A 22,673-nucleotide genomic window follows, 5' to 3' on the forward strand; every position below is an offset into this window, starting at 1 on the left:
CGGCGGGCCGGAAAGTGGCTTCCGGCCGACGCGTGAACCGACGGCGGTGGGATCATCGGCGTAGGAGGCGAGTCGTGGTCGGCCCGGAGTGGGGTCGGTCGCGGCGGCGCCCCCATCCTTCGTTCCGTCGTCAGGCGCAGGGCCACCCCCGCGCGTCCCCCCTGTTGGCGGTCGGTCCTGGAGGGTGTTGATGACGACGCTCGACGAACGTCATGGCGAGGGCGCGCGGGAAGCGGCGGGGGCGTACCGCCCGTACTCCGCCCTCCCCCTCGATCAACTCGCGGCGGAACAGCCCCTGTTCGCCGGTTCCAAGGCGGCGAACCTCGCCCGCGCGGCCCGTGCCGGACTGCCCGTGCTTCCCGGGTTCGTGATCCCCGAGGGCGCGGGCGACGACCCCGCCGCCCTGCGCCGCGCCTGGGAGAACCTCTCCGAATCCGGCAGGCTGCCCCTCGTCGTACGGTCCTCCTCTCCGCAGGAGGACACCGAACAGTCGTCCCTGGCCGGGCAGTTCGCCTCCGTGCTCGATGTGCGCGGGTGGTCCGCCTTCCGTACGGCCGTGCGGACCGTGCTCGATTCGGCGCACCGGCCCGACGGGTCCACCGCGCCGATGGCGGTGCTGGTGCAGCCGATGCTGACGGCGCGGGTCGGCGGGGTGATGTTCGGCGCCGATCCCGTCGAGGGGCGGGCCGACAGGATGCTGGTGAGCGCGGTGCGCGGCGGGCCGGACAGTCTGGTCAGCGGTGAACAGGCGGGCACCGCCTACTGGTTGAGCCGACGCGGACGACTGCTGCGCACCGAGCCGCCGACCGCCGACGCGCTGCTCACGCCCTCCGAACTACGGCGGCTGGCCCGGCTCGCGCACCAGGCACGGCAGGTGTTCGGCGGACCGCAGGACATCGAGTTCGGATTCGGGTTCGACGAGGAAGGGGATCAAGTCGGGCGCGGGCGGCTGTGGTTGTTCCAGAGCCGCCCGATCACCGCCATGGCCGCGCTGCCGTCGCGCGGGGCGCGGTTGCTCGGGCCGGGGCCGGTCGCGGAGACGCTGCCTGAGCAACTCCAGCCGCTGGAAGAGGACTTGTGGGTCACGCCGATGGCCCGTGGGCTGACCGCCGCGCTCGACATCGCGGGCAGCGCACCACGTCGGCTGCTGCGGACGGTGCCCGTGGTCACGACGGTCGACGGCTGGGCCGCGGCCGACCTACGGCTGCTCGGCGCGGCCCCGCCCAGGCACCGCCGGCTCGCCCTCCTCAACCCGGCGCCGGGAGCACGGCGGCTCGGCGCGGCCTGGCGGGTCGGCCGACTCACCGCCGCGCTGCCCGGGTTGGCCGCAGACCTCGTGGCGGACATCGACCGCCGGCTCGCCCAGATCCCGGCACCCGGCGAACTCCCCGGCCCCGACCTGGCCGCCCAACTCCGCTGGACCCGCGCCGCCTTGGTCTCCCTGCACGCCCAAGAGGCCCTCGCCGGGGCCCTGTTGGCCGAGCCGCCAGGGTCCCGTACGGCGGCGGGGGCCGCCCTGACCGCCCTCGCGGAGACACGGGCCCTGGGCATACCGGACGACCAGGCAGCCGCCGTAGCGCCGACCGTCCTGGCGCTCACGGCACAGAGCCTGCGGAAGCCGGAACACGGGCAGGGGCTGGGGCGCTTGTCGCAGGGCCAGGCGCCGGGTTCCGGAAACGCCGGCCCGGAACAGCGGCCGGTCGCGCCGGCCGAGCGGAGAACACCGGGCGACCGGATGCCGGGGCCCGCACACGCACCAACGCATGGCGGCAACGGCCCCTCCCCAACACTCACGCCAACACTCACGCCAACACCCGCACCCGCACCCGCACCCGCACCCGCACCCGCACCCGCACCCGCACCAACGAACCACCACTCCCCCGCCCCCCTCACCGCCTCCCGCACCCCCGTCCTCCCACCCCGAGAATCCCTCCGCCTCCGCATCCGCTGGGTCCAAGAGCTGCAGGTACGCCTCGTGCGAGAGGCCGCGCGCCGGCTCGGCCCGGCCGACGCGGACCGCGTAGGGCTGCTGCGCTGGCGGGAGTTGGCCGCCGTACTCGACGGTGAACCGCTGCCCGGCGATCTCCGCGCGCGCGTGCCGCAGGCCGAGTCGCCGCCGTTGCCGGACGCCTTCCGGCTGGCCGCAAAAGGCACGGTGGTCGCCGAACGCACCGGAGCCGCCGGCAACGACGACAGCCGGGGCGTGTCCGGTGGCCGGGCCGTCGGGACAGTCTGGGACGGAACCGGCCCGCGCCCCTCCGACCCCGTGCTCGTCGTCCGCACCCTCGACCCTGCCCTCGCCCCACTGCTGCCCCAACTCACCGCGCTGGTCGCCCAGACCGGCAGCCCGCTGTCCCATCTCGCGGTACTGGCACGGGAGTTCGGATTGCCCGCCGTGGTCGGCGCGACGGATGCGGTACGGCGCTTCCCGCCCGGGTCACGCGTCACCGTCGACGGCACCACCGGTGACGTACGGACGGAGGGCGCCCGGTGAGACGCATCGCGTACGTCTTCGGGAGCCTGGCCGCCGCCGGAGCGGGGACCTACCTCGTCGTCTACCTGTACCGCTGGCAGTGGCAGCGCGCCATCCTCTGCGGAATCCTGCTGCTGGTCGTCGAAGTCATGCTGCTCGGCATCGTGTTGCTCGCCCGGCTCACCCGGATCGAGGAACGGGTGAAGGAAAGTGACGCCAGGCAACGGGAGTTGACGGCACGTCAGGAGGACGTGCTGGCGCGGCTGCGGCAGACGTCCACCGAGCGCGAGGGTGCCCGTTTCCGCTGGCTGGAGGAGACCGCCGACCGTACGTACGTCTTCGTGCCCGTCCTCATGGTCACCGGGGTGCTGCTGTCCGGGCTCGCCTGGGTGGTGCAGCGGATCGCCGCCGCGACCGGGCGTCCGGCCGAACGGCGGCTCGCGGGACGCCTCGCTGTGCTGGCCGCCCCCGAACAACCGGGCGCTGTGGGCGAGTTGGAGGACCGTCCCGCACTCGGCCGGCGTTCCAAGGGCCGCGCCACCCGCGTGGCCGTCGTCGGTGTCGTCGGCGCCGCACTGCTCGCCGCGCTCGTCGTCGGGCTCGCCGATCTCACGCAGACCCGGGAGCAGAGCGCGAGCGACTCCGAGGCGACCTCGGTCCTCGTCCAAGTCGACGTGCGGGGCGCGGACATGACCGCCGAACGGCAGGCCCTCGCCGCCCAACAGGTCTGGGAACGCTGCCGGGACTCCACCTCCGTGCCGCTGAACCACGCCACCCTCGGCAGCCTCGGCGACGGCATGTTCGCCGGGGTCGTACGGCCCGCGCTCGCCGAGCACGACCGTATGCGGCTGCGCGGCTGCCTGGAGGACGCGGCCCTGGACCGCGCCCACCTCACGGTGATGGGCATGGGCGACACGGACGCGGACGACGACTGAACGGGACGCGCGGAGCGGACGCCGGACGGCAGGCCACACCCCACCGGAACACACAATGCGGACGTACGATGCCAAGGCGCCCCCGTCCCCGAGCACCCCGGGTCGCCCATGGCAACCGTACTCACGCCCGCACCCCGACTCCGCCTGCCCAGGCGCACGATGAGGCTGCTCCTCGCCGTCGCCGTCGGCTACCTCGCCCTGTGGGCCACCGGTGCGCTGGGCATCCTCGTGTTGTCGTACTGGGCACGTGAGGAGACCCCGCCGCCTCCGGGGACCCGTACCGTGCAGGGCATCCGTCACTTCCAACCCGTCGACACCGAGGGGCGGTTGTGGCGAGGCGCCGCTCCCTCCCCCGGCGGCTACCGGGAGTTGGCCCGCCTCGGCTTCACCACGGTCGTGGATCTGCGGGCCGAGGACCTGACCGCGGCGCAGCTCGCCGAACCGCGCAGGGCCGGGCTGGATGTCGTACGACTGCCCATTCGGGACGGGCAGACGCCAACTCCCGTGCAGGTGGGGCGGTTTCTCGATGTCGTCGCGTCGGCCGCCGGGCCGGTGTTCGTGCACTGCGGAGCCGGGGTGGGCCGTACCGGAACGATGGCGGCGGCGTATCTCGTGCGGACCGGGGAGGAGTCCTCCGCGCGGGCGGTGCGGCGGAATCTCGCCGTCGGGCCGCCGTCGATCGAGCAGATCTACTACGCGCTGAGCCTCCGCCCCGGCCCGGGCCGGCTGGAGCAACCGCCGTTGCCGGTGGTCGCCGTCAGCCGGCTGGTGGACGCGCCACGACGGATGCTGTCGTGGTTCTGACGCCGCAGGCAAGGGACTTCAGGGCTTGCGCCCCACCGCCCCGTACCCGGGGATCGTGCCGTCGTCCTGGCCCGGCACCGGTTCGCCCAGCTCCGGATGCCATCGGTCGACGACCGTCACGCCCGGTTCGACCAGGTCGAGCCCGGTGAAGAAGCGGGCGAAGCCGGTGCGGGAGCGGAGGGCCAGGGTGATGCCCGCCGCCGTGAGCTTCTCGACCGCCGCCGTCGACTCCTCCGGGGTGAAGTCGGCGGTGGCGTGGGTCATCATCAGGTAGCTGCCGCTGGGGAGTTGGGACAGCAGGCCGTCGACCAGCTCGTGCGCGCCGTCCTCGTCGGGGACGAAGTGCAGCAGCGCGACGAGGGACAGGGCGACGGGCCGGGTGAGGTCGAGGACCGCCCGCGCGGCCTCGACAACGGTGTCGGGATCGCGCACGTCGGCCTGCACATACGCGGTCGCGCCCTCGGGTGTGCCGCGCAGCAGGGCCGCCGAATGGGCCGCCACGGCCGGGTCGTTGTCGCAGTAGACGACACGTGCCTCGGGCGCGAGGGCCTGCGCGACCTGGTGCAGGTTCGGCTCGGTCGGGATGCCGGTGCCGATGTCCAGGAACTGCCGTACGCCGTGCTCGGTGAGCCAGCGGGTGGCCCGGTGCATGAACGCGCGGTTGACACGTGCCATGACCGGCACCCTCGGGTCGAGGGCGAGCATCTGGCGGCCCATCTCGGCGTCGACGGGGTAGTTGTCCTTGCCACCGAGATACCAGTCGTACATGCGGGCGGGGTGGGGCCTGCTGGTGTCGATCCCGTTGGTCTCGCCGGTGGGCCGCACGGTCATGGCGTGCTCCATAAGGTCGTACAGGGGATGGTGCGGCAACATGTGCTCAAGTCAGTACCAAAATAAGGAGGTTGGGTAAGGAAAAAGCATTCAGCACAAGCTCGTCGGCTCAGGACAGCAAGAAGTCCGCGTCGCCCGCCTTCGCCCCCTCGATGAAGGCCGTCATCTCGTCGGTCGTGTAGATCAGGGCCGGCCCGTCCGGGTCGGTGGACTGGCGGACGGCGATCCGGCCGTCGGCGAGCTTCATCGCCTCCAGGCAGTTGCCGCCGTTGCCGCCGCTCCACGGCTTGTGCCAGCCTTCGCTTCCCAAGTCCCGCGCGGGCATACCGTTGTAGACGCTCATACGCGGCTTGATGCGATCCATTCACAGCTCCTTGCGGAGATCCTTGAGGATCTCCTTCGTGCGATGTGCCGTAGCGGCCTGCGCCGCCATGCGGTCCATGACCTCGAGGTGGGTCGCCACCTCTTCGCGCGCGTCCAGATAGACGGCGCCGGTCAGGTACTCGCTGTAGACCATGTCCGGCAGTTCTGACATGGCAAATCGGAACAGCACGAAGGGCCCGTACGTGCCCGGGTGCGGCCCCGAGGAGAACGGGGCGACCTGCAGGGTCACGTTGGGCAGCTTCGTGGCGTCGAGCAGTTTGTCGATCTGGGCGCGCATCACGTCCGGGCCGCCGACCGGGCGGCGCAGGGCGGTCTCGTCCATGACGACCCAGAAGCGGGGCGCGTCGGGACGGGTGAGCAGGTCCTGGCGCTGCATGCGCAGCGCGACATGGCGCTCGATGTCGTCGGGATCGGTCTGGCCGATGGCGCCGGACTTCAGCACGCCGCGCGCGTACTCCTCGGTCTGCATCAGCCCGGGCACGAAGTGCGGTTCGTACGCCCGGATGAGCGCGGCCGCGCCCTCCAGGCTGACGTGCATCGAGAACCAGCCGGGCAGGATGTCGTGGAAGCGCTGCCACCAGCCGGGCCGGTTGGCCTCCTCGGCGAGCTGGACGAAGGCCTCGGCCTCCTCGTCGGAGACGCCGTAGGACTTCAGGAGGAGCTGGAGGTAGGGGATCTTGAGCGAGACCTCCGCCATCTCCATGCGGCGGACCGTGGCGGGGGCGACGCGGAGGACGCGGGCGGCCTCCTCGCGCTTGAGCCCCGCGCGTTCCCGCAGGTCCAGCAGGCGCCGGCCGAGGACGACCTGGCCGACCGTCGGTGCGGACCGCGGCTCGCTCACGCTCCACCTCCACGAATGAGTACCGGGTATTGACCTGAGTGCCGAGTGCTGAGTACTGCCGGGTGACGCGCGCCGAGTAATGGGTTGAGTACGTACAGCGCATACGTCCGTACAACCCGGCGAAAGGGTTCTCGCGGCCCGACGGACCGATCCCGGCGAACCGAATCCTGACAGCCCTGCGGCGCCATTCGAAGACTCATTCGAAGATCGGGACAGACCTCCGGAGATCCCAACTGGCGCCGCGCGACTTTCTGTTGCGAGCAGTGTGCCACGACCGTGCAGAGCGTCATACAGCACTCTGCATTTTTCATAGTGACACTTGCCAAGTGTTCACGGCGGGGCGATAGTGGCAAGCGTGATTCCGTCCGCGCCCTTAGGAACAGACGCCGCCGCAGGCCGCCTCGGTCTCGGTGCCGCCGCGGGAGCCGTCCCTGGTGGGGCCGCTGCCGAGCGCCGGTTCCGGTTCGAGCTGGCCGCGCATCCGGGTTCCCCGGCCCAGGCGAGACGCCTGACGCGGGCCCGGCTGTCCGGCTGGTCCGTGTGCGAGGACACCTGCGACACGGCGGTACTGGTCGTCTCCGAGCTGGTCACCAACGCGATCGTGCACACCGCGAGCAGCCACATAGTCTGCGAGCTGCACGATGGCGACGACCTGGTGCGGATAGCCGTCCGCGACGAGGGCTGTGCTCCCGGCGAGCCGCGTCCGTCCCCGCAGCGGCCCGATGAGGAGCACGGGAGGGGACTGCTTCTCATCGACGGGCTCTGCCGGGCCTGGGGCGCCCAGGAACACGGACCCGGCCTGCTGGTCTGGGCCGACCTGCCACGGCAGGCGGACCCGGCGCACGGCCACCACCCGGCCCCCGGCCACGACAGTTCCGTACCGCGCAACGACCTGGGATGGGGCGCACGACCCAAGCCGGGTTCGTCGGGCGGTTCGGGCGACGAGGACGAGGCGACGGCACACTTCGGGGCTTTCGAGGATCTGGGCGTATTTCCGGGGCGGGGGCATGGGGGTGCCTCCGGCAGCTGGCATGGGGGTGCCGGCGACTTCGGAGGTCCGGATCTCGGCGGCTTCGGGGGCCGGGAGCACGAAACCGGAGGTGGTCCTGCTCGTGGGTCCGGCTCCGGTACGCGGGGCCGGGAGGGCGCGGGCCACTTCGGGGGCCTCGGTCAGGAGACCACCGGTCTCTTCAGGGGCCGGGGACACCAGGACGCCGGCGACCTCCCGGACTCCGCGGAAACCGGGGAATCCAGTGGGTTCGGGGATTTCGGGACGGGAGTCGAATGGGTGTGAGCGGCGTGTCCGGTCCCGGCCAGGTGCTCAGTCTCGACACGCTGGTCCGGCTGGGGCGCGCACTGCACGGGCCGGCGGGTACGCCCCGTCGGCTGGCCGTCCCCGAGGGCATGACGGCGCCGCTCGGCTGTGACGCGGTGGCGGTTCCCGCGCGGTTCGGGCCGCTGGTGCTGCCCCGGCTGCCGCGGGTCGGCTGTGTCTACGCCGACGAGACGCACTGGTGGTGGATCGTGCCGTCCGACTCGGATTACGCGCTGGACTGGCCTGCGCCGGCGCGGTACACGACGGGGGCGCTGGTGCCGGACTCGCCTCGCGCGCCCGGTCTCATTCATCGGCCGGACGGGAAGCTGCCGTATACGCCGCCGATTCCGTTGTACCTGGCGGTGTGCCGGGTTACGGGGACTACGCCGTCGTGGTCTCGCCCCATCAGCGCGTAGCGCTCCGCGGGTTGACCGGGTTTTCCTGCGGGTTCGGTGGAGTTCTGTCTGCGGGTTCGGTGGGGGCTTCTCTTACGGGTTCGGTGGAATCTTGTCTGCCGGTTCGGTGGGGGCTGGGCGCGCAGTTCCCCGCGCCCCTTACGGGCGCGGAGCGCCCGCCCCGGCCGCGCGGCTGCGCCGCGCATCAACAACGCCCGCCCCGCTGCCTTCCCGGCGTACGCCCGCGCGCTGCTGCCCCTCCCTCTCGCGCTCTCCCCCGCACCCGCCCCACCCCGCGATAGTGGCCGTTCGGTCACGATCGGGGGAGGTTGGCGATGGGGAGTAAGGGGGACCCGGGGGCAGGGGAGCCGTCCGCGTCGGAGTTGCTGCTCTTTGGTGGGCCCTTGCGGTACGACATGGGGTGGAATCAGCACAACGGGGCATTTCTGGAGCTGAGTTTCCGGGCGATGGTGACGCGGTTGCCGTCGATGCTCGGGTCGAGTTTCCGGCTGGCGTGGCAGGCCGATCGGCGGGCCGCGCGGATCGTGGTGGTCGCGGAGGCGGGCCGGGGTGCGACGCAGGCGGTGAGTCTGCTCGCGGTCAACAGCGTGCTGGGGCGGCTGATCACCGGCGGTGCCATCGCGGACCGGCTGCACGGTGCCGTTCCCGCGCTGGTCACGATGGCCGCCGTACTGCTGGTGGGCGCGCTGCTGCGGGCCGCGTCGACGTACGCGACCGGGCGGCTGGAACCGAAGGTGGAGCGCGTCGCCACCGAGCTGTATCTGGAGCGGGCGTCGGCCGTCGAGCTGGCCGCGATCGAGGACCACACGTTCCACAAGCTGCTGGACACCGCCCAGTACGGCGCGTCCTCGGCCCGCCGCATGATCTCGCAGGCGACCCGCGTGATGAACGCGCTGATCTCCCTGATCGCGGCGGCGGGCGTGCTGACCGTGCTGCATCCGGCGCTGCTCCCGCTGCTGGCGACGATGACCCTGCCGAGCGCGTGGGGCGCCCTGACGAACGCGCGCCGGCAGTACGAGTCGTTCCACACCTGGGTGCAGCACGCCCGCGCCGGTCATCTCCTCGGTGATCTGCTGACCCAGCCGGAGGCGGCCCCGGAGATCCGCGTGCACGGCGTCGGACCGTTCCTGCTGCACCACTTCCACGAGATGGCGGAGAGCGCGGAGGCGGAACAGGCCCGGCTGGCCCGGCTCGCGGCCCGTACGGGTCTGATCGCGGCGACCTGGACGGGGCTCGCGACGGCGGCGACGTACGCGACGCTCGGCGGGCTGCTGCTGTCCGGTGCGATGGCGCTCTCCGTGGCGGGTACGGCGGTCATCGCGATCCGCACCGGCTCCGCGAGCCTCGACAACCTCGTCCTGGCGGTCAACCAGCTTCATCAGGAAGCCCTGTTCGTGGGCGACTTGCAGAAGCTGTACGACGAGGCGGCCGCGTGGGCGATCCCGGTCGGCGGGACGGCGCTGCCCGAGGAACCCCTGGAGATCCGCTTCGAGAACGTCACCTTCAGCTACCCGGGCGAGTCCACCCACCCCGCGCTCGACGACGTCACGCTCACGCTGCCGCTCGGCCGGATCATCGCGCTGGTCGGCGAGAACGGTTCCGGGAAGACGACCCTGGTCAAGCTGCTGGCCGGGCTGTACCGGCCGGACCGGGGCCGGATCCTGTGGGACGGCGTCGACGCGGCCACCGCCGACCGGCGCCAACTGGCCGACCGGATCGCGATGGTGGCGCAGAACTTCAAGCGCTGGCCGTTCACCGCCCGGGTCAATGTGGCCATCGGTCGGTCGGCGGCGCCGCTCACCGAGGAGCGGCTGGCCGGTGCGGTCGCCGAGGCCGGCGCGCAGGAGGTGGTCGCTGATCTGCCGCGCGGCCTGGACACGCTGCTGGCCCGCAACTTCAGCGGCGGGCACGAGCTGTCCGGCGGTCAGTGGCAGCGGCTCGGGATCGCGCGGGCCGCCTACCGCAAGGGCCGCATCCTGATCGTGGACGAGCCGACGGCGGCCCTCGACGCCCGGGCCGAGCTGGAGGTCTTCGAGAAGATCCGCGCGCTCGCGGGCACCGGGCAGACGGTCGTGCTGATCACGCACCGGCTGGCGTCCGTACGCCACGCGGATCTGGTGCACGTCCTCGATCAGGGGCGGCTGGTGGAGTCCGGGACGCCCGACGAGCTGCTCGCGAGCGGGGGTGTGTACGCGGAGCTGTACGCGCTCCAGGCGGACCAGTTCACGGCGAAGCTGCCCGCCCCGAAGGCGGGCTGACCTCTCAGGCGGCGACGTCCACGACGTCGCCGCTGCGCACGATCACCAGGAACGCGTCGGTCGCGATGTCCATGACGACCTCAGCCTGCAGGCCCTCCAGACGGCGCGCCTGCGCGAACTCCTCCGCCGGCCACGAGCCACGCGGCCCGCCGGCGGGAAAACGCTCAAGCACCATTCGCCCGTTCACTCTGTACCTCCCTGTCGTGCTGAACCCGGAGCACTCCGTGACGTCTCGCAGAGGAGACCGTCATGAAGCCTCGTAGAGTTAAACGCCGACAGTACGGTGAACGGCTCGCGAAGTGACGGTACTGAGACATAGTCGACACCCGGCCGCGCACTTTCCCCGCACTTTCCGTATCAGTCCTCGTACTCGTCGTGATAAAGCACGCGCGCGCTACCGGCGGGCGCCCCGAGCGCCGACGCGCGCCCCTTGGGCTCCTCCCACTCCTCCTGCCGCCCCAGTGCGGTCAGATCCAGGAAGGTGGTGGTCGAGCCGAGCCCGTCGAGCCCGCGCTCATAGGTCGAGTAGGTGTGGAAGACCCGGTCCCGGTCCCGCAGGAAGCAGCTGACACCGGGCCGCTCGACGGGTTCCCCGTCCCCGACGAGCGTGACCTCGAAGTCCCAGTTGAAGTCCCCGCCGAAGGACGAGTACCAGGGCAGCGTCCACCCCATCCGCGCCTTGAACGGCAGGATCTTCGTGTACGGCGCCCTCGACACGGCGGCGAACGTCGTGCCGCGCGCCTTCAGATGGGCCAGGTGTCCGATCTGGTCGAGGAACGCCGAGCAGCTGCGGCAGCCCGCGTCCCACTCGGGGGCGAACATGAAGTGGTAGACGACGAGTTGGCCGCGTCCCTCGAAGAGGTCGAGCAGGGTGGCCTTCCCGTCGCCGCCCTCGAAGAGGTACTCCTTGTCGATCTCCACCATGGGCAGCCCGCGCCGCTCGGCATTGAGCGCGTCCCGCGCACGCGTGGCCGCCTTCTCCTTGACCAGCAGTTCCTCGCGCGCCGCGCGCCACTGGGCAGGCGAGACGATCTCGGGAAGCGACATGAGGGCCCTCCTGTGACAACGGTCCGTTGAGGGGTGGACCGGAGGGAGGACCGGAACTCATCGCCGCGTCGGAAAGTTTCTTGAAGAGATCTTCAGAGGGCCGGGGGTGTTCGGGCCGGGTGTGTTCGGGCCGGGGACATTCAGAGGGACTTCGTCGCGTACGTCACCGGGAGCGCGAGCAGTCCCCGCCCGCGCAGCGAGGGCCGCCACCGCAGCTCGTCCTCCCCCACGCCCAACTCCAGCCGCGGGAACCGCTCCAGCAGCGCGGCCAGCGCGATCTCCGTCTCGGCACGGGCGAGCGGCGCGCCCAGGCAGTAGTGGATGCCGTGGCCGAGCGCGAGATGCCCGGAGGTGTCCCGGGCGAGGTCGAGCCGGTCGGGCTCGGGGAAACGGTCCGGGTCACGGTTGGCTGCGGCCGCGGACACCAGGACCGTCTCACCGGCCGGGACGGTCACCCCGCCGATGGCGACGTCCTCGACGGGGAAACGCCGGATGGCGAGCAGCGCGGGCCCTTCAAAACGCAGGAACTCCTCTACGGCGGCCGGGAGTTGAGCGGGGTTCGCACGCAACGCGGCCAGCTGCTCGGGGTGTTGCAGCAGGGCGAGCACCGCGTTGCCGATGAGCTGGACGGTGTTCTCGTACCCGGCGAAGAGGATGAGGAAGGCGAGGGACATCAGCTCGTCCTCGCTGAGCCGGTCGCCCTCGTCGCGTACGGCGATCAGGTCGGAGAGGAGATCGTTGCCGGGCTCTTCCCTTTTCTCGACGAGGAGTTGGGTGAAGAAGCCGAGCAGCGCGACGACCGCGTGCTTGCCGGCCTCGGGCGGTGTCCCGGGGGCGGGTGCGACGAGGGTGTCCGTCCACTCCCGGAAGTCCCGCCGGTGCCGGTCGGGCACACCGAGCAGGTCGCAGATGACGGTGACGGGGAGGGGCGCCGCGTAGGAGGCGATGAGGTCGATGCCGCCCTCCTCCCCCAGCGCGTCGAGGAGTTGGTCGGCGGTGCGCCGGACCGGCGTACGGAGCAGCTCCGTTCGGCGCGGGGTGAACGCGCGGCCGACCAGGCGGCGGATGCGGGTGTGGTCCGGCGGATCCATGTTGAGGAGGTTCGCGTCGAGCGCGGGCGGCAGCGCGAACCCCTTGTAAGTCCCGGCCGTGGCATGCCTCTTGTCCAGCGAGAGCCGCGGATCGGCCAGCGCCGCCCGCACGTCGTCGTACCGGGTGACGAGCCAGGCGGGGGTGCCGTCGGGGCCGGCGATGCGGTGCACGGGGGCGCTGTGGCGCAGGCGCCGGTACACGTCGTACGGGTGGTCGAGAAGGCCGTCCGCGAGATCCATGGGCACAGCCTAGAGGCGCGGCTCAGGTGTCGTATTCCTGGATGCGACGACCGTGACTCCGGTCGACGAGAGCAGGCAAACGGTCCTCCAACTCCCCTACGACAGCCGGTACATCGAGCGTGAGCAGCTCGCGGTCGCGCATCAGCACCCGGCCGTCGACGACCGTGGTGCGGACGTCGGACGAACGGGCGCTGTGCACGAGGGTCGCGGCGAGATCGTGCACGGGCTGGGTGTGCGGCCCGGTGAGGTCGACGAGGACGAGGTCGGCCCGGCGCCCCGGCGCGATGGACCCGATCGAGTCGCCCAGCCCGACCGCCCGCGCGCTCTGGAGGGTTGCGTGGTGCAGGGCTTGACGGGACGTCAGCCAGCGCGGGTCGCCTTCGGCGGACTTCTGCACGAGCGACGTGAGGGCCATCGACTCCCACACGTCGAGGGAGTTGTTGGAGGCGGCACCGTCCGTGGCGAGCCCGACCGGCACGCCGATGGCGCGCAGGGCACGGATCGGAGTGGTGTCCGGCCAGGCGAACTTGAGGTATCCCCGGGGCGCGGTGGCGACCGCCGTACGGCCGCTCGCGCGCTCCAGGACGGGGAGGTCGCGGTCGATGATGCCGGTGCCGTGGGCGATGAGCAGGTCGGCGGCCAACAGGCCCGCACGGTCGAGGACTTCGATGGGGGTGATGCCGTGGCGGGCGAGGCTGGTGTCGGTCTGGTCGCGGTTCTCGGCGGCGTGGATATGGACGGGGAGGCCGTGTTCCAGGGCGAGTCGGGCGGTGACGGCGAGGTCGGCGTCGGTCACGGTGTAGGGGGCGTGCGGGGCGAGGGCGGTAGTGATACGTCCCCCTGCCGTCCCCCGGTGCCGTAGCGCGAACTCCAGGGATTTCTCCCGGCCTTGAGGACCCTGGGAGGAGAAGTAGGCCTCGCCGAGATGAGCGCGCATCCCGCACTCGGCGACCACGGCGGCGACCGTATCCATGGAGAAGTAGTGGTCGGCGAAGCAGGTGACCCCGGCGCGAATCATCTCGGCGCAGGCGAGCCGGGCCCCCAACTCCACATCCTTTTCAGTGAGGTTGGACTCGACGGGCCACACGACGTCGTTGAACCACTCCTCCGTGGGCAGGTCCTCGGCGAGCCCGCGCAGCGCGACCATCGGGGCGTGGGTGTGGCAGTTGATCAGCCCCGGGAGGGCGACCTGCCCGCGCGCGTCGATGCGTTCGACGGCGGCGAGACCGACCACGTCCGCCGCGCTGGTCACCGACTCGACGCGCCCGTCCCGTACGACGATCGCGGCGTCCTGCTCGAAGCGAATGCGCTCGTGATCGTCATGGACAAGGACGGTGCAGCCGGCAATCAGCAGATCGGCGGGAGAGTCGCTCACACTCCCAACGTACGACGCCGTCCTCGCCCCGCGTGAGCCGAACCGCGCATCCCGGCGTGGCGCTGTCGCGAGCCGCCCCGGACCAGCACGCTTGCCTCACCACCAAGGCTTCCGGCGCACGACCACAACGTCACGACCAAGGCTTCTGGAAGGGGCCCGCATGCTCCTCGGCACCTGGAATCTGGAGAACCTGTTCCGTCCCGGCGGCCCGTCCGGCCCGAAGGACAAGGCCACCTACGAGACGAAGCTCGCCTCCCTCGCCGCCGTGATCACGGAACTCGACCCGGTGCTGCTCGGCGTCCAGGAGGTCGGGGACCCGGCGGCGCTCGACGACCTGGCCGGGATGCTGGACGGCGAGTGGCACACCGCCACCTCCGCACACCCGGACGTCCGGGGCATCCGGGTCGGCTTCCTCAGCCGTACGCAGCCGCGGGTCGTCGCCGACACGAACACGTTCCCGCCCCACCTGCGCCCGGTGCAGTCCGACGACTCGGGCGCCGAGGAACCGGGTGCGGGTCGCGGTTTCCTGGCGGTGGAGGTCGAGACGCCGACCGGCTCGCTGACGGTGGCGGTGGCCCACCTGAAGTCGAAGCTGCTGACGTACCCGGGCGACCGTTTCTTCCCGCACGACGAGGGCGAACGGGCCCGCTACGGCGCCTACGCCCTGTACCGCCGGGCCGCCGAGGCGGCGACCCTGCGCGCCCTGGCCGACGACCTGCTCGCCGGCGAGGGCCGTACCCGGGACGTGGCCGTCCTCGGCGACATGAACGACGAGGTGCAGGCCGCGACCACCCAGATCCTGCTCGGCCCGCCCGGTTCGGAGCTCGGCACCCCCGGCTACGACCGGCCCGACCAGGGCGACGCGGTCCGCCTCTGGGACGTGGCCCCGCTGATCCCCGCCGACCAGCGCTACTCCCGCATCAACTCCGGGCGCCGCGAGCTGATCGACCACATCCTGGCCAGCCATCACCTGGTCCACCGGGTGACGGCGGCGGGGACGGGTCTGCCGGGTGAGGGAGCGCCTCAACTCCCGTCGGTGGGGCCGGATCCGGCGGCGCGGAGGGAGGCACCGGGGTCGGATCATGCGCCGGTTTGGGTGCGGGTGGAGTGAGCTGGGGGCGGGTCCAAGTGTCGGCGGGGGCGGCCGGGTTGCCAGGCGTACCGGCCCAAGTGCCGTCCCGGTCCGACTAGTTGATGGGCAGGCCGATCCACGTGCCGGTCAGGTCAGCTTGGCTGCCTGGCGAGCCGGTCCACGTGCCGGTCAGGTCAACTTGGCTCCCTGGCGGGCCGATCCAAGTACGGGCAGGTCGGCCTGGTTGCCGAGCGGGCCGGACCAAGTACCGACCAGGTCAGTCGAGTCGCCAAGTGGGCCGATCCACGTATCAGCCAGGTCAGCCAGGCCTGGTTGCCGGGTGTATCGGCCCAAGTGCCTTTCAGATCAACCTAATCTCCGGGCGGGCCGATTCAAGTACCGGCCAGATCAGCCTGGTTACCGAACGGGCGGATCCAAGTACCAGCCAGGTCAGTCGAGTCACCGAGCAGGCCGAGCAGGCCGAGCAGGCCGAGCAGGCCGAGCAGGCCGAGCAGGCCGAGCAGGCCGAGCAGGCCGAGCAGGCCGATTCAAGTCTGCCCGGGTCAGCCCAGTTCGCCGACCTGACCCGACCTTCGCCGACCTGACCCGACCAGACCAAGTAGTGGCCGAGCGGGCCGAGTTGCCGATCGCGCCGGTCCACGTCTCTATACGGCGATGGTCAGTTCGATCGCGCGCAGCCCGACCCGCCCCCGCCCCCGCTCGAACTCCTCCAGCAACTCGGTGAGTTGCTCGACGTGGCGGGAGGTGAGCCGCCCCGTGTCGTCGAGGTGGACGGCGCAGGCGGTGGTCGTGTCGACGAGGCGTTCGAGGACGGCGGCGACCTCGTCCGTGCCCTCCGTGTGGCGGGCGAGGGCGGGGAGTTCGGCGGCCGAGACGGCGATGGCGCCGCGAGCCTCGGCGAGGGTGCGGTAGGCCTCGCGGCGCAGGGTCCAGCGCTCGGCGCGGTCGTCGGACTCGCTCAACACGTGGACGAGGTAGGCGTGCGCGGCGGCGCCCGCGGCCCCGAGCCGGGCGCGTACACCCCCGCCGCGCTCCCCCGGCATCGGCAGATGCCCGACGATCAGCACGATCGCGCAGGCCAGCAACGTCTCCCCGATCCGGCTCGCGGAGGCCTGCGGCTCGCCGCCCACCATCACGAGGGACAGCACGAGGACGGTGACGACGGCGGTCTGCGCGGCGAAGTGCCGGGTGGCGACGGGAATCAGCGCACCACTGAGCGCCACGAGCGCGATCAGCCCCTCCGGCCGGGGCAGCACGGCGGCGAACCCGGCAAAAACCAGCGCCCCCAGCACAGTCCCCGCCGCCCGGCTCAGCGCCCGCGAGGCGAGCGGCCCGAGGTCGGGCTTGACGAGGAACACGGCGGTGGCGGGCAACCAGTACCAGTGCTCGTGCTGCCCGTACCAGCGGGCCTGGTGCAACGCCTGAGCGACAGCGACACTGGCCCCGAAGCACAGAGCCACCCGCAGCCCGTACTCCCTCCCCCCGGCCCCAAAGGCCTTACGGAGCAGGTCGGTTGGCGTACGCCGACGCGTGTGCAGACTCGATTCGCTCCCCTCCGCCTGGTCGAAGGCGTCGGCAGCCTGCAACAACGCGTCGTCGAGGGCGCGCAGCGCGGGCGCGGAACGGTTGGGCGCGGGCAGCGGCCCGGTGGGCGCGTTGTCGCGCACGGCGGCGGCAAGCCGACGCGGCCCTTCGCCCGCCCGCGCGGACACCGCCTCCCCGGCCCAGGCGATCGCGGTCGCGGCCTCGGCGAGCGGCAGCGCGGCGGCGTACTGCCCGTGCAGCCGCCGCTCGGCCGCCGAACTGGCGTACCGCCGCAGCCGCGGCCCGGCGAGCGCGTCCTGCGCGTGATCGAGCGCGGCGGTGAGCGCGGCGCGCCGCCCCGTCGCCTCCGGCCCACCGGTGGCGTCGAGCAGCGCGGCGATCGCGTCGTACACGGCGGCTACGGCGTCCCGCTCGCCGTCGAACCGGTAGTCACCGGCGATGGCACCGGGCGTGGGCAGCGCCAGCCGCAGCAGGACCAGCCAGGCGGCCCCGGCGAGGAAGGCGAGGGCTCGCTGCCACCCGGGTTCGGGCAGGGGCATGCCGGCGCCGATGGCGGAGGCGACGAGCAACTGGGTACCGGCCCCGGAGGCCACGGGCCCGATGGCACTGAACCCACCGGCGACCAGCCCGATCCCGGTCAGCAGCAGAGTCAGCACGACAGCCCCGACATGCTCCCCGGCATACGTCCCGACCAGCAGCCCCGCGGCTCCCGCGAGCGCGGGCCCACCGAGCCGCTTGACCGAGGCCCGCCGACTGCCGGGCCGGTCGTTGATCCCGGCGAGCATCGCCCCGAGCGCGGCCAGCACCCCGAGAGACGTCCGCCCCACGAGCACGGCCACCATCAGCAACGGCCCGGCGGCCAGCGCCCCGCGCGTCACCGCGCTCCAGGGAACCGGCCCGCGCTGGGCACGGAGCGTGTGGGCGAGCCAGGGCGGAAGCGAGAACGCGGCGGTACGACGGGACACAGGGCTCCTGTCTTGACGAGGGCGGGGTGTGCCTTCGGGCGACGGTGGCCGGGGCGGTAGCTGAAGCCGGTGCGGGCGGCTGGGGTGGTAGCCGTGGTGTCCACGGTAGTTCGCGACCTTGTGCGGAACGGGCCTCACGCATTTCGGGAATGTGAAGGTTGACCGGGAGGCCGCTTTCTTTATGAACGCAACGCCGAAAAGAGGGCTTCCGCGTCGGAAACCGCACGATCGAGCACGTCCGGTTCGGGGCGCAGCCCGGCCACGATGCCGTCGACCGACCGCAACCCGGCCCGCTCCAGCAACCGCTTCTCGTTCGTCACCCACTCCCCCCGTTCCGCCAACACCCCGTGCCCGGCCTGTACGGCGGCCACGGCGAGCGCACCGGCGACCTCGGTGAGCCGACCGTGGGAGGCGCGGTTGGCCCGCGCGTACGCGAGGGTGGCGTCGGCGGTGCCGTACCAACGCTCGGCGGCGGAGAGCCGTAGCTTCGCGGGATAGCCGTCCGGGCGGGGCAGTTCGCCGCGCAGGACGCGATTGATCGCCAGTTCGGCGACGCCCAGGTAGCTGGGAATCCCGGCGAGATGAAACAGCAACGGCTCCACCCGGAACCGCCCCTCCTCCGCCTCCCCCAACTCCCGCTCCACCACGTCGAGATCGCGATAGTGCACATCGACACGCCGCCCCTCGAAGGTCAACCAGGCACCCCCGTTGAAGACCCCGCCACCCCAACCACCGACCTCGGAGACCTCACCCTCCCACCCGAGTGCACGGAGGCCGGCGGGCTCGAAGGTCCCGCGGTAGTAGACCGCCAAGTCCCAGTCGCTGTCGGGGCGTTGGGTGCCTTGGGCGCGGGAACCACCGAGGGCCACGGCGTGGACGGTGGGGAGGGTGGCGAGGCGGTCGGCGATGGTGTCGAGGAACTCCGCGTCGTCGGCGGGAGGCGGCGTGAGTGCGGGAGTGGGTGCGGGAGTGGGCGTGGGCACGGCTGTGGCTCCAACTGGTCGGCCGGGGGCGGGAATCGACGGGAGCGTATGCAGGGATCGGGCAGGCCGCCACGCGTTATTGCGCGCCCCTTCGACCCGGCGCAACGCGTTAATTCGGTGCGCATCGGGTCGGCCTGGGGCCAGGCCCCAGGCCGCCTCATGTCCGTCGGCCACCAGGGCGGCGGGATCGGCGGCCGAGGCGTGCCGGGCGCCGCGGAGTTCGACGGGGTGGATGTGGCAGATCACGGCCGGACTGACGATTCCGTTCGTCGGCGAGATCTCCGGCATCTGGGAACCTGCCGACGCGGAGCGCAGCGCGGCCTGGGAGCTGTACCTGCAGCTCGTCCCCCGCGTGTCGGTCGAGGAACCCGCCGCCGACGAGGGCTTCCTGCGCGAGACGCTGTCCTCCTTCCACACGCTCTTCGGCACCACCCGAGACATCCTCCACCGCCACGGACCTCAGCTCGCCCCGCCCGTACCCCCCGGTCACATCAGCTTCGCCGTCCTCGCGGTCACCGTCCTCAACCGCGTCCTGCGCCCCCTCCTCGCGACCTGTCATCCCCGCCTCGCCGCCTACGAGTCCCAGCGGCCCGAAGGACGCGATCCGGTGGCGTGGGAACGGGAGTGGGAACACGCGGACGCGCTGCGTGACGCGATCGCGGAGATCCTCGGCGTACTGAGGTCGTTGGCGCGAATCTTGCAGGAGGTGGCCGGGGTCGGCGACCTCATCGTCTGAGGTCGCCCCCTCGCCGCGTGAGGCCGTCGGGGCGATTGTCAGTGGTGCGCGCTTCACTGGAGTGGTCACTGAGAGTCACCACGGGGGAGCGGGCGATGACAGCGCACGAGACGAACGAGAGCGGGCAAGGGCGGGAGCAGGGACCGGAGCAGGCGCAGGACGCGGAGGGCGGCGGCGACACTTATGCCGCTCGTACGCATCTCTCGGCCGCCGGGTTGCGGGCTCGGGGTTGGACGGCCGGGATGGTGCGTCAACTGCTCGGTGAACCCGACCTGTTGCGGGTCAATCCGCATTTCCGGGCGGCTCCGCGCATCCGGCTGTACTGCGTCGAGCGGGTCGAGGCCGCCGAGCCGAGCGAGCAGTTCCGGGCCGTTGCGGCGGCTGCGGCACGGCGGTCCGCGGCGGCGCGGGTCGCCGCTCGGCGCAGGCGACGGGAGGTGCTGGCGCGGATCGCCGCCGAGCCGATCGACGTGCCGCGACTGGCTCCGCACAAGCTCGCGGCGCTGGCAGTCGAGCACCGCGATCGGCGGGACGAGGAACGGGCCTACGAGCGGCGGGGGCCGCTGCCGGAGGGTGGCGCCGCCAGGGGCGGGAGTGCTGATGCCGCCGGGCTCGATCGGTGGAAGGTCGACTATCTACGGCACCGATTGGCTCGCTACGACGAGTTGCTGAGCGGGTTGCACGGGGGTGCGGGGCGGGCCGCGGCGGAGGAGTTGCTCCGGCGGCGGGTCTACGCGGCCATCCGCGAGGCGTACCCCCTCCTTGCACAGGAGTGCGAACGCCAACTGTCTGAACGTGAGTGCGGTCCTCCCCCGGAATGACATGCCGGGGCGATGTTCCCGGCACCCTCGGCCGAACGCCGGCGGCGACCTTACGCCTCCGGGGCCATGAAGGATGATCAAGTCCAGCGCGTGCATGAGCAGTTGGCGGCTTCTCCCTTGCTACGACCCGTTTCGTTCGGTGAGGGGCGCCGGTTCGGCCTCTGGGAACTCGCCTCGCTCGCCGAAGGTGCGTTGGGTGTGTGCGTCGATCCCGACTCGCTCACGGTGTCGAGTGAGAAGCGGTTGCGGGGGCCGCTGGGGGCTGCCGGGCAGGAGCACAGGCGCGGGCGCGGCGAGGATTGCCGTAATCGGGGTCTTCGAGCGGGTGGCGCGGGAGGACGGCTGGCGGGTGGAGAGTCCGAGCTCGGCCTCCGGGTCCGATGAGCCCTCTGGGCCCGTCGAGTCCTCTGGCGGAAATTCGGATGCGGGCGGCGGCGTCCACGTGGTCGGCTGACGCCCGCACCGCGCCGACCGCCCACCGCCCTCTCCCATCACCCATCACCCATCACCGACTGCCGACCGCCGACCGCCGACCGCCGAACCGCTAACGACCGATCAGCCGATCACCCCTGGGAGACCCCGTGCTCGAACGCGTCACCGTCCCCGCGCTCTTTCCGCCGCCCACCTACTCCCACGCCACCGTCGTCGAAGCCGGTACGAGACTCGCCTTTCTCGCCGGGGCGGTCCCGCTCGACGTCGACGGCAAGGTGGTCGGTGTGGGGGACGCGGTGCGGCAGGCCGAGCAGGTGCTGGTGAATCTCGGTGAGCAACTGCGGGCCGTCGGCAGCGACTTGGGGCAGGTCGTCGCGACGGATGTGTATGTCGTCAGTAGCGAGCCCTCGGTGTTGTCCGCCGTGTGGGAGGTGGTCGAGGCGTCCGGGCTCAGTGCGGGACCGCATTCGTCCACGCTCGTCGGCGTGGCCTGCCTCGGGTACACCGGGCAGCTCGTGGAGATCACGGCAACAGCTGTCGTACCGGAAAAGGATGAGGTGGGACCGTCTTGAACCCCGGCTCCGAGGTCGCCGTCACGATCCGGCGGGCCACCGGGACCGATGCGCGCCCCGCCGCCGACGTCTGGCTGCGTTCGTTCGCCGCCGCGCTGCCGACCGTTGTCAGTCCGCGGTCCGCCGATGACGTGCGGGGCTACTTCCGGGATGTCGTCGTGCCGTTGCGGGAGATGTGGGTGGCCGATGCGGGGGACGACGGTGGGGTCGTGGGGCTGATGGTGATCGACGGGGATGAGTTGTCGCAGCTGTATCTCGAACCGGACTGGCGGGGGCGGAGGCTCGGGGACCGGTTCGTCGGGCTTGCGAAGGAGCGGAGTCCGGGGGGCCTGGAGCTGTGGACGTTCCAGGTGAACAAGCCCGCGCACCGGTTCTACGAGCGGCACGGCTTCGTCGCCGTCGAGTTCACGGACGGCAGCGGCAACGAGGAGCGGGAGCCGGATGTGCGATACGTGTGGAAGCCCAATCCGTAAGCCCCAAGCCATAGGCCCCGAGCCGTAGGCCCCGAGCCGTAAGTCGTGATTCACAAGTCATGTGTCACAAGTCATGTGTCAGGGGCGGGCGTTGCGGGCCAGTTCGAGGGCGTTCGCCGGCCACCACTGGCCTGCCGCCGGGCCGCCTCGGCAGGTGCCGTCGGACTCGCCGGGGCGTTTGATCCACAGGTAGGCGTCGAGGAGAGGGTTGTCCGTGCGGGTGGTCGGCGGGGTGCCGAGGGCGCGGCCGGGTGGATTGCACCACGCGTCGGTGCCGGTGCCGGTGTAGGGGCCGTTGCCGTTGCGGCTGGTGTCGATGACGTAGTGCTTGCCGGCGAGGTCTTTGGAGAGTTCGTCGCCGTACGTCGAACTCGCCTTTTTCGTCTGGTAGTTGGAGACGTTCAGGGCTACGCCGTCGGCACGGGTGACGCCGGAGGCCTTGAGCGCGGTGACCAGGCGCCAGGCCTCGGGGATCCAACTGGAGTTGCCGGCGTCGAGGTAGACGTGGGTGTTCGGTTGTCGTTTGAGGTGATCGACGGCGTAGGCGAGCAGGGCGTAGCGGTCGTTCGCCGTGACGCGGGTACAACCGGCGACCACCTGGGCGACCGCGTCCGGTTCGACGATCACATAGGCGCCCCGGTCGCCGAGGGCGGTCGCGAACTCGTCGATCCAGGTGCGGTAGGCCGTCGCGGTGGGGGCGCCGCCGAGGGAGTACTGGCCGCAGTCCCGGTTCGGGATGTAGTACGCCACGAGTACGGCGGTGCGGCCGGCTTGGGCGGCGGCGGTGGTGCGGGCGCGGACGACTGGGCCGGGGTTGGGTCCGTTGAGCCACTCGGCCTCGGGTCTGGCGGCGATACGGTCCATCAGCGTGGCGTCCGTTGTCCGGCCCGCCTCGCGCCAGGCGGCCGCCTGTTGGGCGGCCCGGGAGTCGGGGGCGGTCCAGAACGGTTCCGGTACGTCGCGGGTCGCCCCGGCGCAGCAGAATCCTGCGAGGAGGGTGGCGAGGAGGGCTCTCGGTACCGGGTTGGGCAAGGGGGTCTCCT

The 22,673-nt window shown here is 71.8% G+C and carries 21 protein-coding genes and 1 pseudogene; 12 read left to right on the forward strand and 10 right to left on the reverse strand.

Features of this window, described 5'->3' with window-relative positions:
- The first annotated feature begins 190 nt into the window (after positions 1 to 190).
- From ACIBK4_RS08530 to ACIBK4_RS08540, 3 genes are all read left to right on the forward strand, one after another.
- A complete protein-coding gene (locus ACIBK4_RS08530) occupies positions 191 to 2,494 on the forward strand; it encodes a PEP/pyruvate-binding domain-containing protein (protein ID WP_398993411.1) in 2,304 nt (767 codons plus the stop codon).
- The gene (locus tag ACIBK4_RS08535; protein WP_398993413.1) at positions 2,491 to 3,408 is read left to right on the forward strand and encodes a hypothetical protein; all 918 of its coding nucleotides are present in this window, start codon (positions 2,491 to 2,493) and stop codon (positions 3,406 to 3,408) included. The genes ACIBK4_RS08530 and ACIBK4_RS08535 overlap by 4 nt, the downstream gene beginning before the upstream one ends.
- A gap of 108 nt (positions 3,409 to 3,516) precedes the next feature.
- Positions 3,517 to 4,212 (forward strand): dual specificity protein phosphatase family protein, encoded by a 696-nt coding sequence (locus ACIBK4_RS08540; protein ID WP_398993415.1) that lies wholly within the window; start codon positions 3,517 to 3,519, stop codon positions 4,210 to 4,212.
- An 18-nt stretch (positions 4,213 to 4,230) separates the two neighbouring features.
- Here ACIBK4_RS08540 and ACIBK4_RS08545 read toward each other — a convergent pair whose 3' ends face one another.
- The 3 genes from ACIBK4_RS08545 to ACIBK4_RS08555 form a co-directional block, all read right to left on the reverse strand.
- Complete coding sequence (locus tag ACIBK4_RS08545) at positions 4,231 to 5,043, reverse strand: SAM-dependent methyltransferase (protein ID WP_398993417.1); 813 nt, start codon at positions 5,041 to 5,043, stop codon at positions 4,231 to 4,233.
- A gap of 109 nt (positions 5,044 to 5,152) precedes the next feature.
- Positions 5,153 to 5,407, reverse strand: coding sequence for a DUF397 domain-containing protein (locus ACIBK4_RS08550; protein ID WP_366432215.1), 255 nt, complete (start codon positions 5,405 to 5,407; stop codon positions 5,153 to 5,155).
- Positions 5,408 to 6,268, reverse strand: coding sequence for a helix-turn-helix transcriptional regulator (locus ACIBK4_RS08555; RefSeq protein WP_366432216.1), 861 nt, complete (start codon positions 6,266 to 6,268; stop codon positions 5,408 to 5,410).
- Positions 6,269 to 6,614: 346 nt separating this feature from the next.
- Here ACIBK4_RS08555 and ACIBK4_RS08560 point away from each other — a divergent pair.
- The 3 genes and pseudogenes from ACIBK4_RS08560 to ACIBK4_RS08570 all read left to right on the forward strand — a co-directional run.
- A pseudogene (locus tag ACIBK4_RS08560) lies at positions 6,615 to 7,223 on the forward strand (ATP-binding protein); the annotation flags it as partial.
- Between the two features lie 329 nt (positions 7,224 to 7,552).
- A complete protein-coding gene (locus ACIBK4_RS08565; RefSeq protein ID WP_398993420.1) occupies positions 7,553 to 7,999 on the forward strand; it encodes a hypothetical protein in 447 nt (148 codons plus the stop codon).
- A gap of 314 nt (positions 8,000 to 8,313) precedes the next feature.
- A complete protein-coding gene (locus tag ACIBK4_RS08570) occupies positions 8,314 to 10,257 on the forward strand; it encodes an ABC transporter ATP-binding protein (protein WP_398993422.1) in 1,944 nt (647 codons plus the stop codon).
- 4 nt (positions 10,258 to 10,261) lie between these two features.
- Here ACIBK4_RS08570 and ACIBK4_RS08575 read toward each other — a convergent pair whose 3' ends face one another.
- From ACIBK4_RS08575 to ACIBK4_RS08590, 4 genes are all read right to left on the reverse strand, one after another.
- Positions 10,262 to 10,444 carry a hypothetical protein gene (locus ACIBK4_RS08575; RefSeq protein ID WP_329247566.1) on the reverse strand — a complete coding sequence of 61 codons (183 nt, stop codon included), beginning with the start codon at positions 10,442 to 10,444 and terminating at the stop codon, positions 10,262 to 10,264.
- Between the two features lie 170 nt (positions 10,445 to 10,614).
- Positions 10,615 to 11,304, reverse strand: a complete 690-nt coding sequence (locus ACIBK4_RS08580; RefSeq protein ID WP_398993424.1) for a DUF899 domain-containing protein — start codon at positions 11,302 to 11,304, stop codon at positions 10,615 to 10,617.
- A gap of 140 nt (positions 11,305 to 11,444) precedes the next feature.
- Entirely contained in the window at positions 11,445 to 12,635 is a 1,191-nt protein-coding gene (locus ACIBK4_RS08585) for a cytochrome P450 (RefSeq protein WP_398993426.1), read from the reverse strand.
- Between the two features lie 22 nt (positions 12,636 to 12,657).
- On the reverse strand, positions 12,658 to 14,010 hold the full coding sequence (locus ACIBK4_RS08590) for an amidohydrolase (protein ID WP_398993428.1): 1,353 nt from the start codon (positions 14,008 to 14,010) through the stop codon (positions 12,658 to 12,660).
- Positions 14,011 to 14,170: 160 nt separating this feature from the next.
- Between ACIBK4_RS08590 and ACIBK4_RS08595 the strand changes: the two genes are divergently transcribed.
- A complete protein-coding gene (locus ACIBK4_RS08595; RefSeq protein WP_398993430.1) occupies positions 14,171 to 15,121 on the forward strand; it encodes an endonuclease/exonuclease/phosphatase family protein in 951 nt (316 codons plus the stop codon).
- A gap of 254 nt (positions 15,122 to 15,375) precedes the next feature.
- On the forward strand, positions 15,376 to 15,687 hold the full coding sequence (locus ACIBK4_RS08600) for a hypothetical protein (RefSeq protein WP_398993432.1): 312 nt from the start codon (positions 15,376 to 15,378) through the stop codon (positions 15,685 to 15,687).
- Positions 15,688 to 15,747: 60 nt separating this feature from the next.
- Here the strand turns inward: ACIBK4_RS08600 and ACIBK4_RS08605 are convergent, their stop codons facing one another.
- Together ACIBK4_RS08605 and ACIBK4_RS08610 are read right to left on the reverse strand one after the other, a co-directional pair.
- Positions 15,748 to 17,613: an FUSC family protein gene (locus tag ACIBK4_RS08605; RefSeq protein ID WP_398993434.1), complete on the reverse strand. Its 1,866-nt coding sequence runs from the start codon at positions 17,611 to 17,613 to the stop codon at positions 15,748 to 15,750.
- Between the two features lie 179 nt (positions 17,614 to 17,792).
- Entirely contained in the window at positions 17,793 to 18,596 is an 804-nt protein-coding gene (locus ACIBK4_RS08610) for a nucleotidyltransferase domain-containing protein (RefSeq protein ID WP_398993436.1), read from the reverse strand.
- A 232-nt stretch (positions 18,597 to 18,828) separates the two neighbouring features.
- On the opposite strand from ACIBK4_RS08610, the gene ACIBK4_RS08615 reads away from it, so the two are divergent.
- The 4 genes from ACIBK4_RS08615 to ACIBK4_RS08630 all read left to right on the forward strand — a co-directional run bounded on the left by ACIBK4_RS08615 (position 18,829) and on the right by ACIBK4_RS08630 (position 21,630).
- A complete protein-coding gene (locus ACIBK4_RS08615) occupies positions 18,829 to 19,332 on the forward strand; it encodes a hypothetical protein (RefSeq protein WP_398993438.1) in 504 nt (167 codons plus the stop codon).
- 95 nt (positions 19,333 to 19,427) lie between these two features.
- Entirely contained in the window at positions 19,428 to 20,153 is a 726-nt protein-coding gene (locus ACIBK4_RS08620) for a hypothetical protein (protein WP_398993440.1), read from the forward strand.
- Between the two features lie 581 nt (positions 20,154 to 20,734).
- Positions 20,735 to 21,157 (forward strand): RidA family protein, encoded by a 423-nt coding sequence (locus tag ACIBK4_RS08625; protein ID WP_398993442.1) that lies wholly within the window; start codon positions 20,735 to 20,737, stop codon positions 21,155 to 21,157.
- On the forward strand, positions 21,154 to 21,630 hold the full coding sequence (locus tag ACIBK4_RS08630) for a GNAT family N-acetyltransferase (protein WP_398993444.1): 477 nt from the start codon (positions 21,154 to 21,156) through the stop codon (positions 21,628 to 21,630). The genes ACIBK4_RS08625 and ACIBK4_RS08630 overlap by 4 nt, the downstream gene beginning before the upstream one ends.
- Before the next feature lie 78 nt (positions 21,631 to 21,708).
- On the opposite strand, the gene ACIBK4_RS08635 is transcribed toward ACIBK4_RS08630, so the two are convergent.
- The gene (locus tag ACIBK4_RS08635; protein ID WP_398993446.1) at positions 21,709 to 22,662 is read right to left on the reverse strand and encodes a glycoside hydrolase family 6 protein; all 954 of its coding nucleotides are present in this window, start codon (positions 22,660 to 22,662) and stop codon (positions 21,709 to 21,711) included.
- Between the last annotated feature and the right edge of the window lie 11 nt (positions 22,663 to 22,673).

This window comes from Streptomyces sp. NPDC050528 (genome assembly GCF_044457795.1).
GTDB lineage: Bacteria > Actinomycetota > Actinomycetes > Streptomycetales > Streptomycetaceae > Streptomyces.

Bases quoted from the DNA above. Each gene is read 5' to 3' on its own strand.
- ACIBK4_RS08550 (WP_366432215.1), bottom strand. From the start codon at position 5,407: ATGGATCGCATCAAGCCGCGTATGAGCGTCTACAACGGTATGCCCGCG.
- ACIBK4_RS08580 (WP_398993424.1), bottom strand. From the start codon at position 11,304: ATGTCGCTTCCCGAGATCGTCTCGCCTGCCCAGTGGCGCGCGGCGCGC.
- ACIBK4_RS08570 (WP_398993422.1), top strand. From the start codon at position 8,314: ATGGGGAGTAAGGGGGACCCGGGGGCAGGGGAGCCGTCCGCGTCGGAG.
- ACIBK4_RS08530 (WP_398993411.1), top strand. From the start codon at position 191: ATGACGACGCTCGACGAACGTCATGGCGAGGGCGCGCGGGAAGCGGCG.
- ACIBK4_RS08585 (WP_398993426.1), bottom strand. From the start codon at position 12,635: ATGGATCTCGCGGACGGCCTTCTCGACCACCCGTACGACGTGTACCGG.
- ACIBK4_RS08540 (WP_398993415.1), top strand. From the start codon at position 3,517: ATGGCAACCGTACTCACGCCCGCACCCCGACTCCGCCTGCCCAGGCGC.
- ACIBK4_RS08565 (WP_398993420.1), top strand. From the start codon at position 7,553: ATGGGTGTGAGCGGCGTGTCCGGTCCCGGCCAGGTGCTCAGTCTCGAC.
- ACIBK4_RS08595 (WP_398993430.1), top strand. From the start codon at position 14,171: ATGCTCCTCGGCACCTGGAATCTGGAGAACCTGTTCCGTCCCGGCGGC.
- ACIBK4_RS08615 (WP_398993438.1), top strand. From the start codon at position 18,829: ATGTGGCAGATCACGGCCGGACTGACGATTCCGTTCGTCGGCGAGATC.
- ACIBK4_RS08545 (WP_398993417.1), bottom strand. From the start codon at position 5,043: ATGACCGTGCGGCCCACCGGCGAGACCAACGGGATCGACACCAGCAGG.
- ACIBK4_RS08620 (WP_398993440.1), top strand. From the start codon at position 19,428: ATGACAGCGCACGAGACGAACGAGAGCGGGCAAGGGCGGGAGCAGGGA.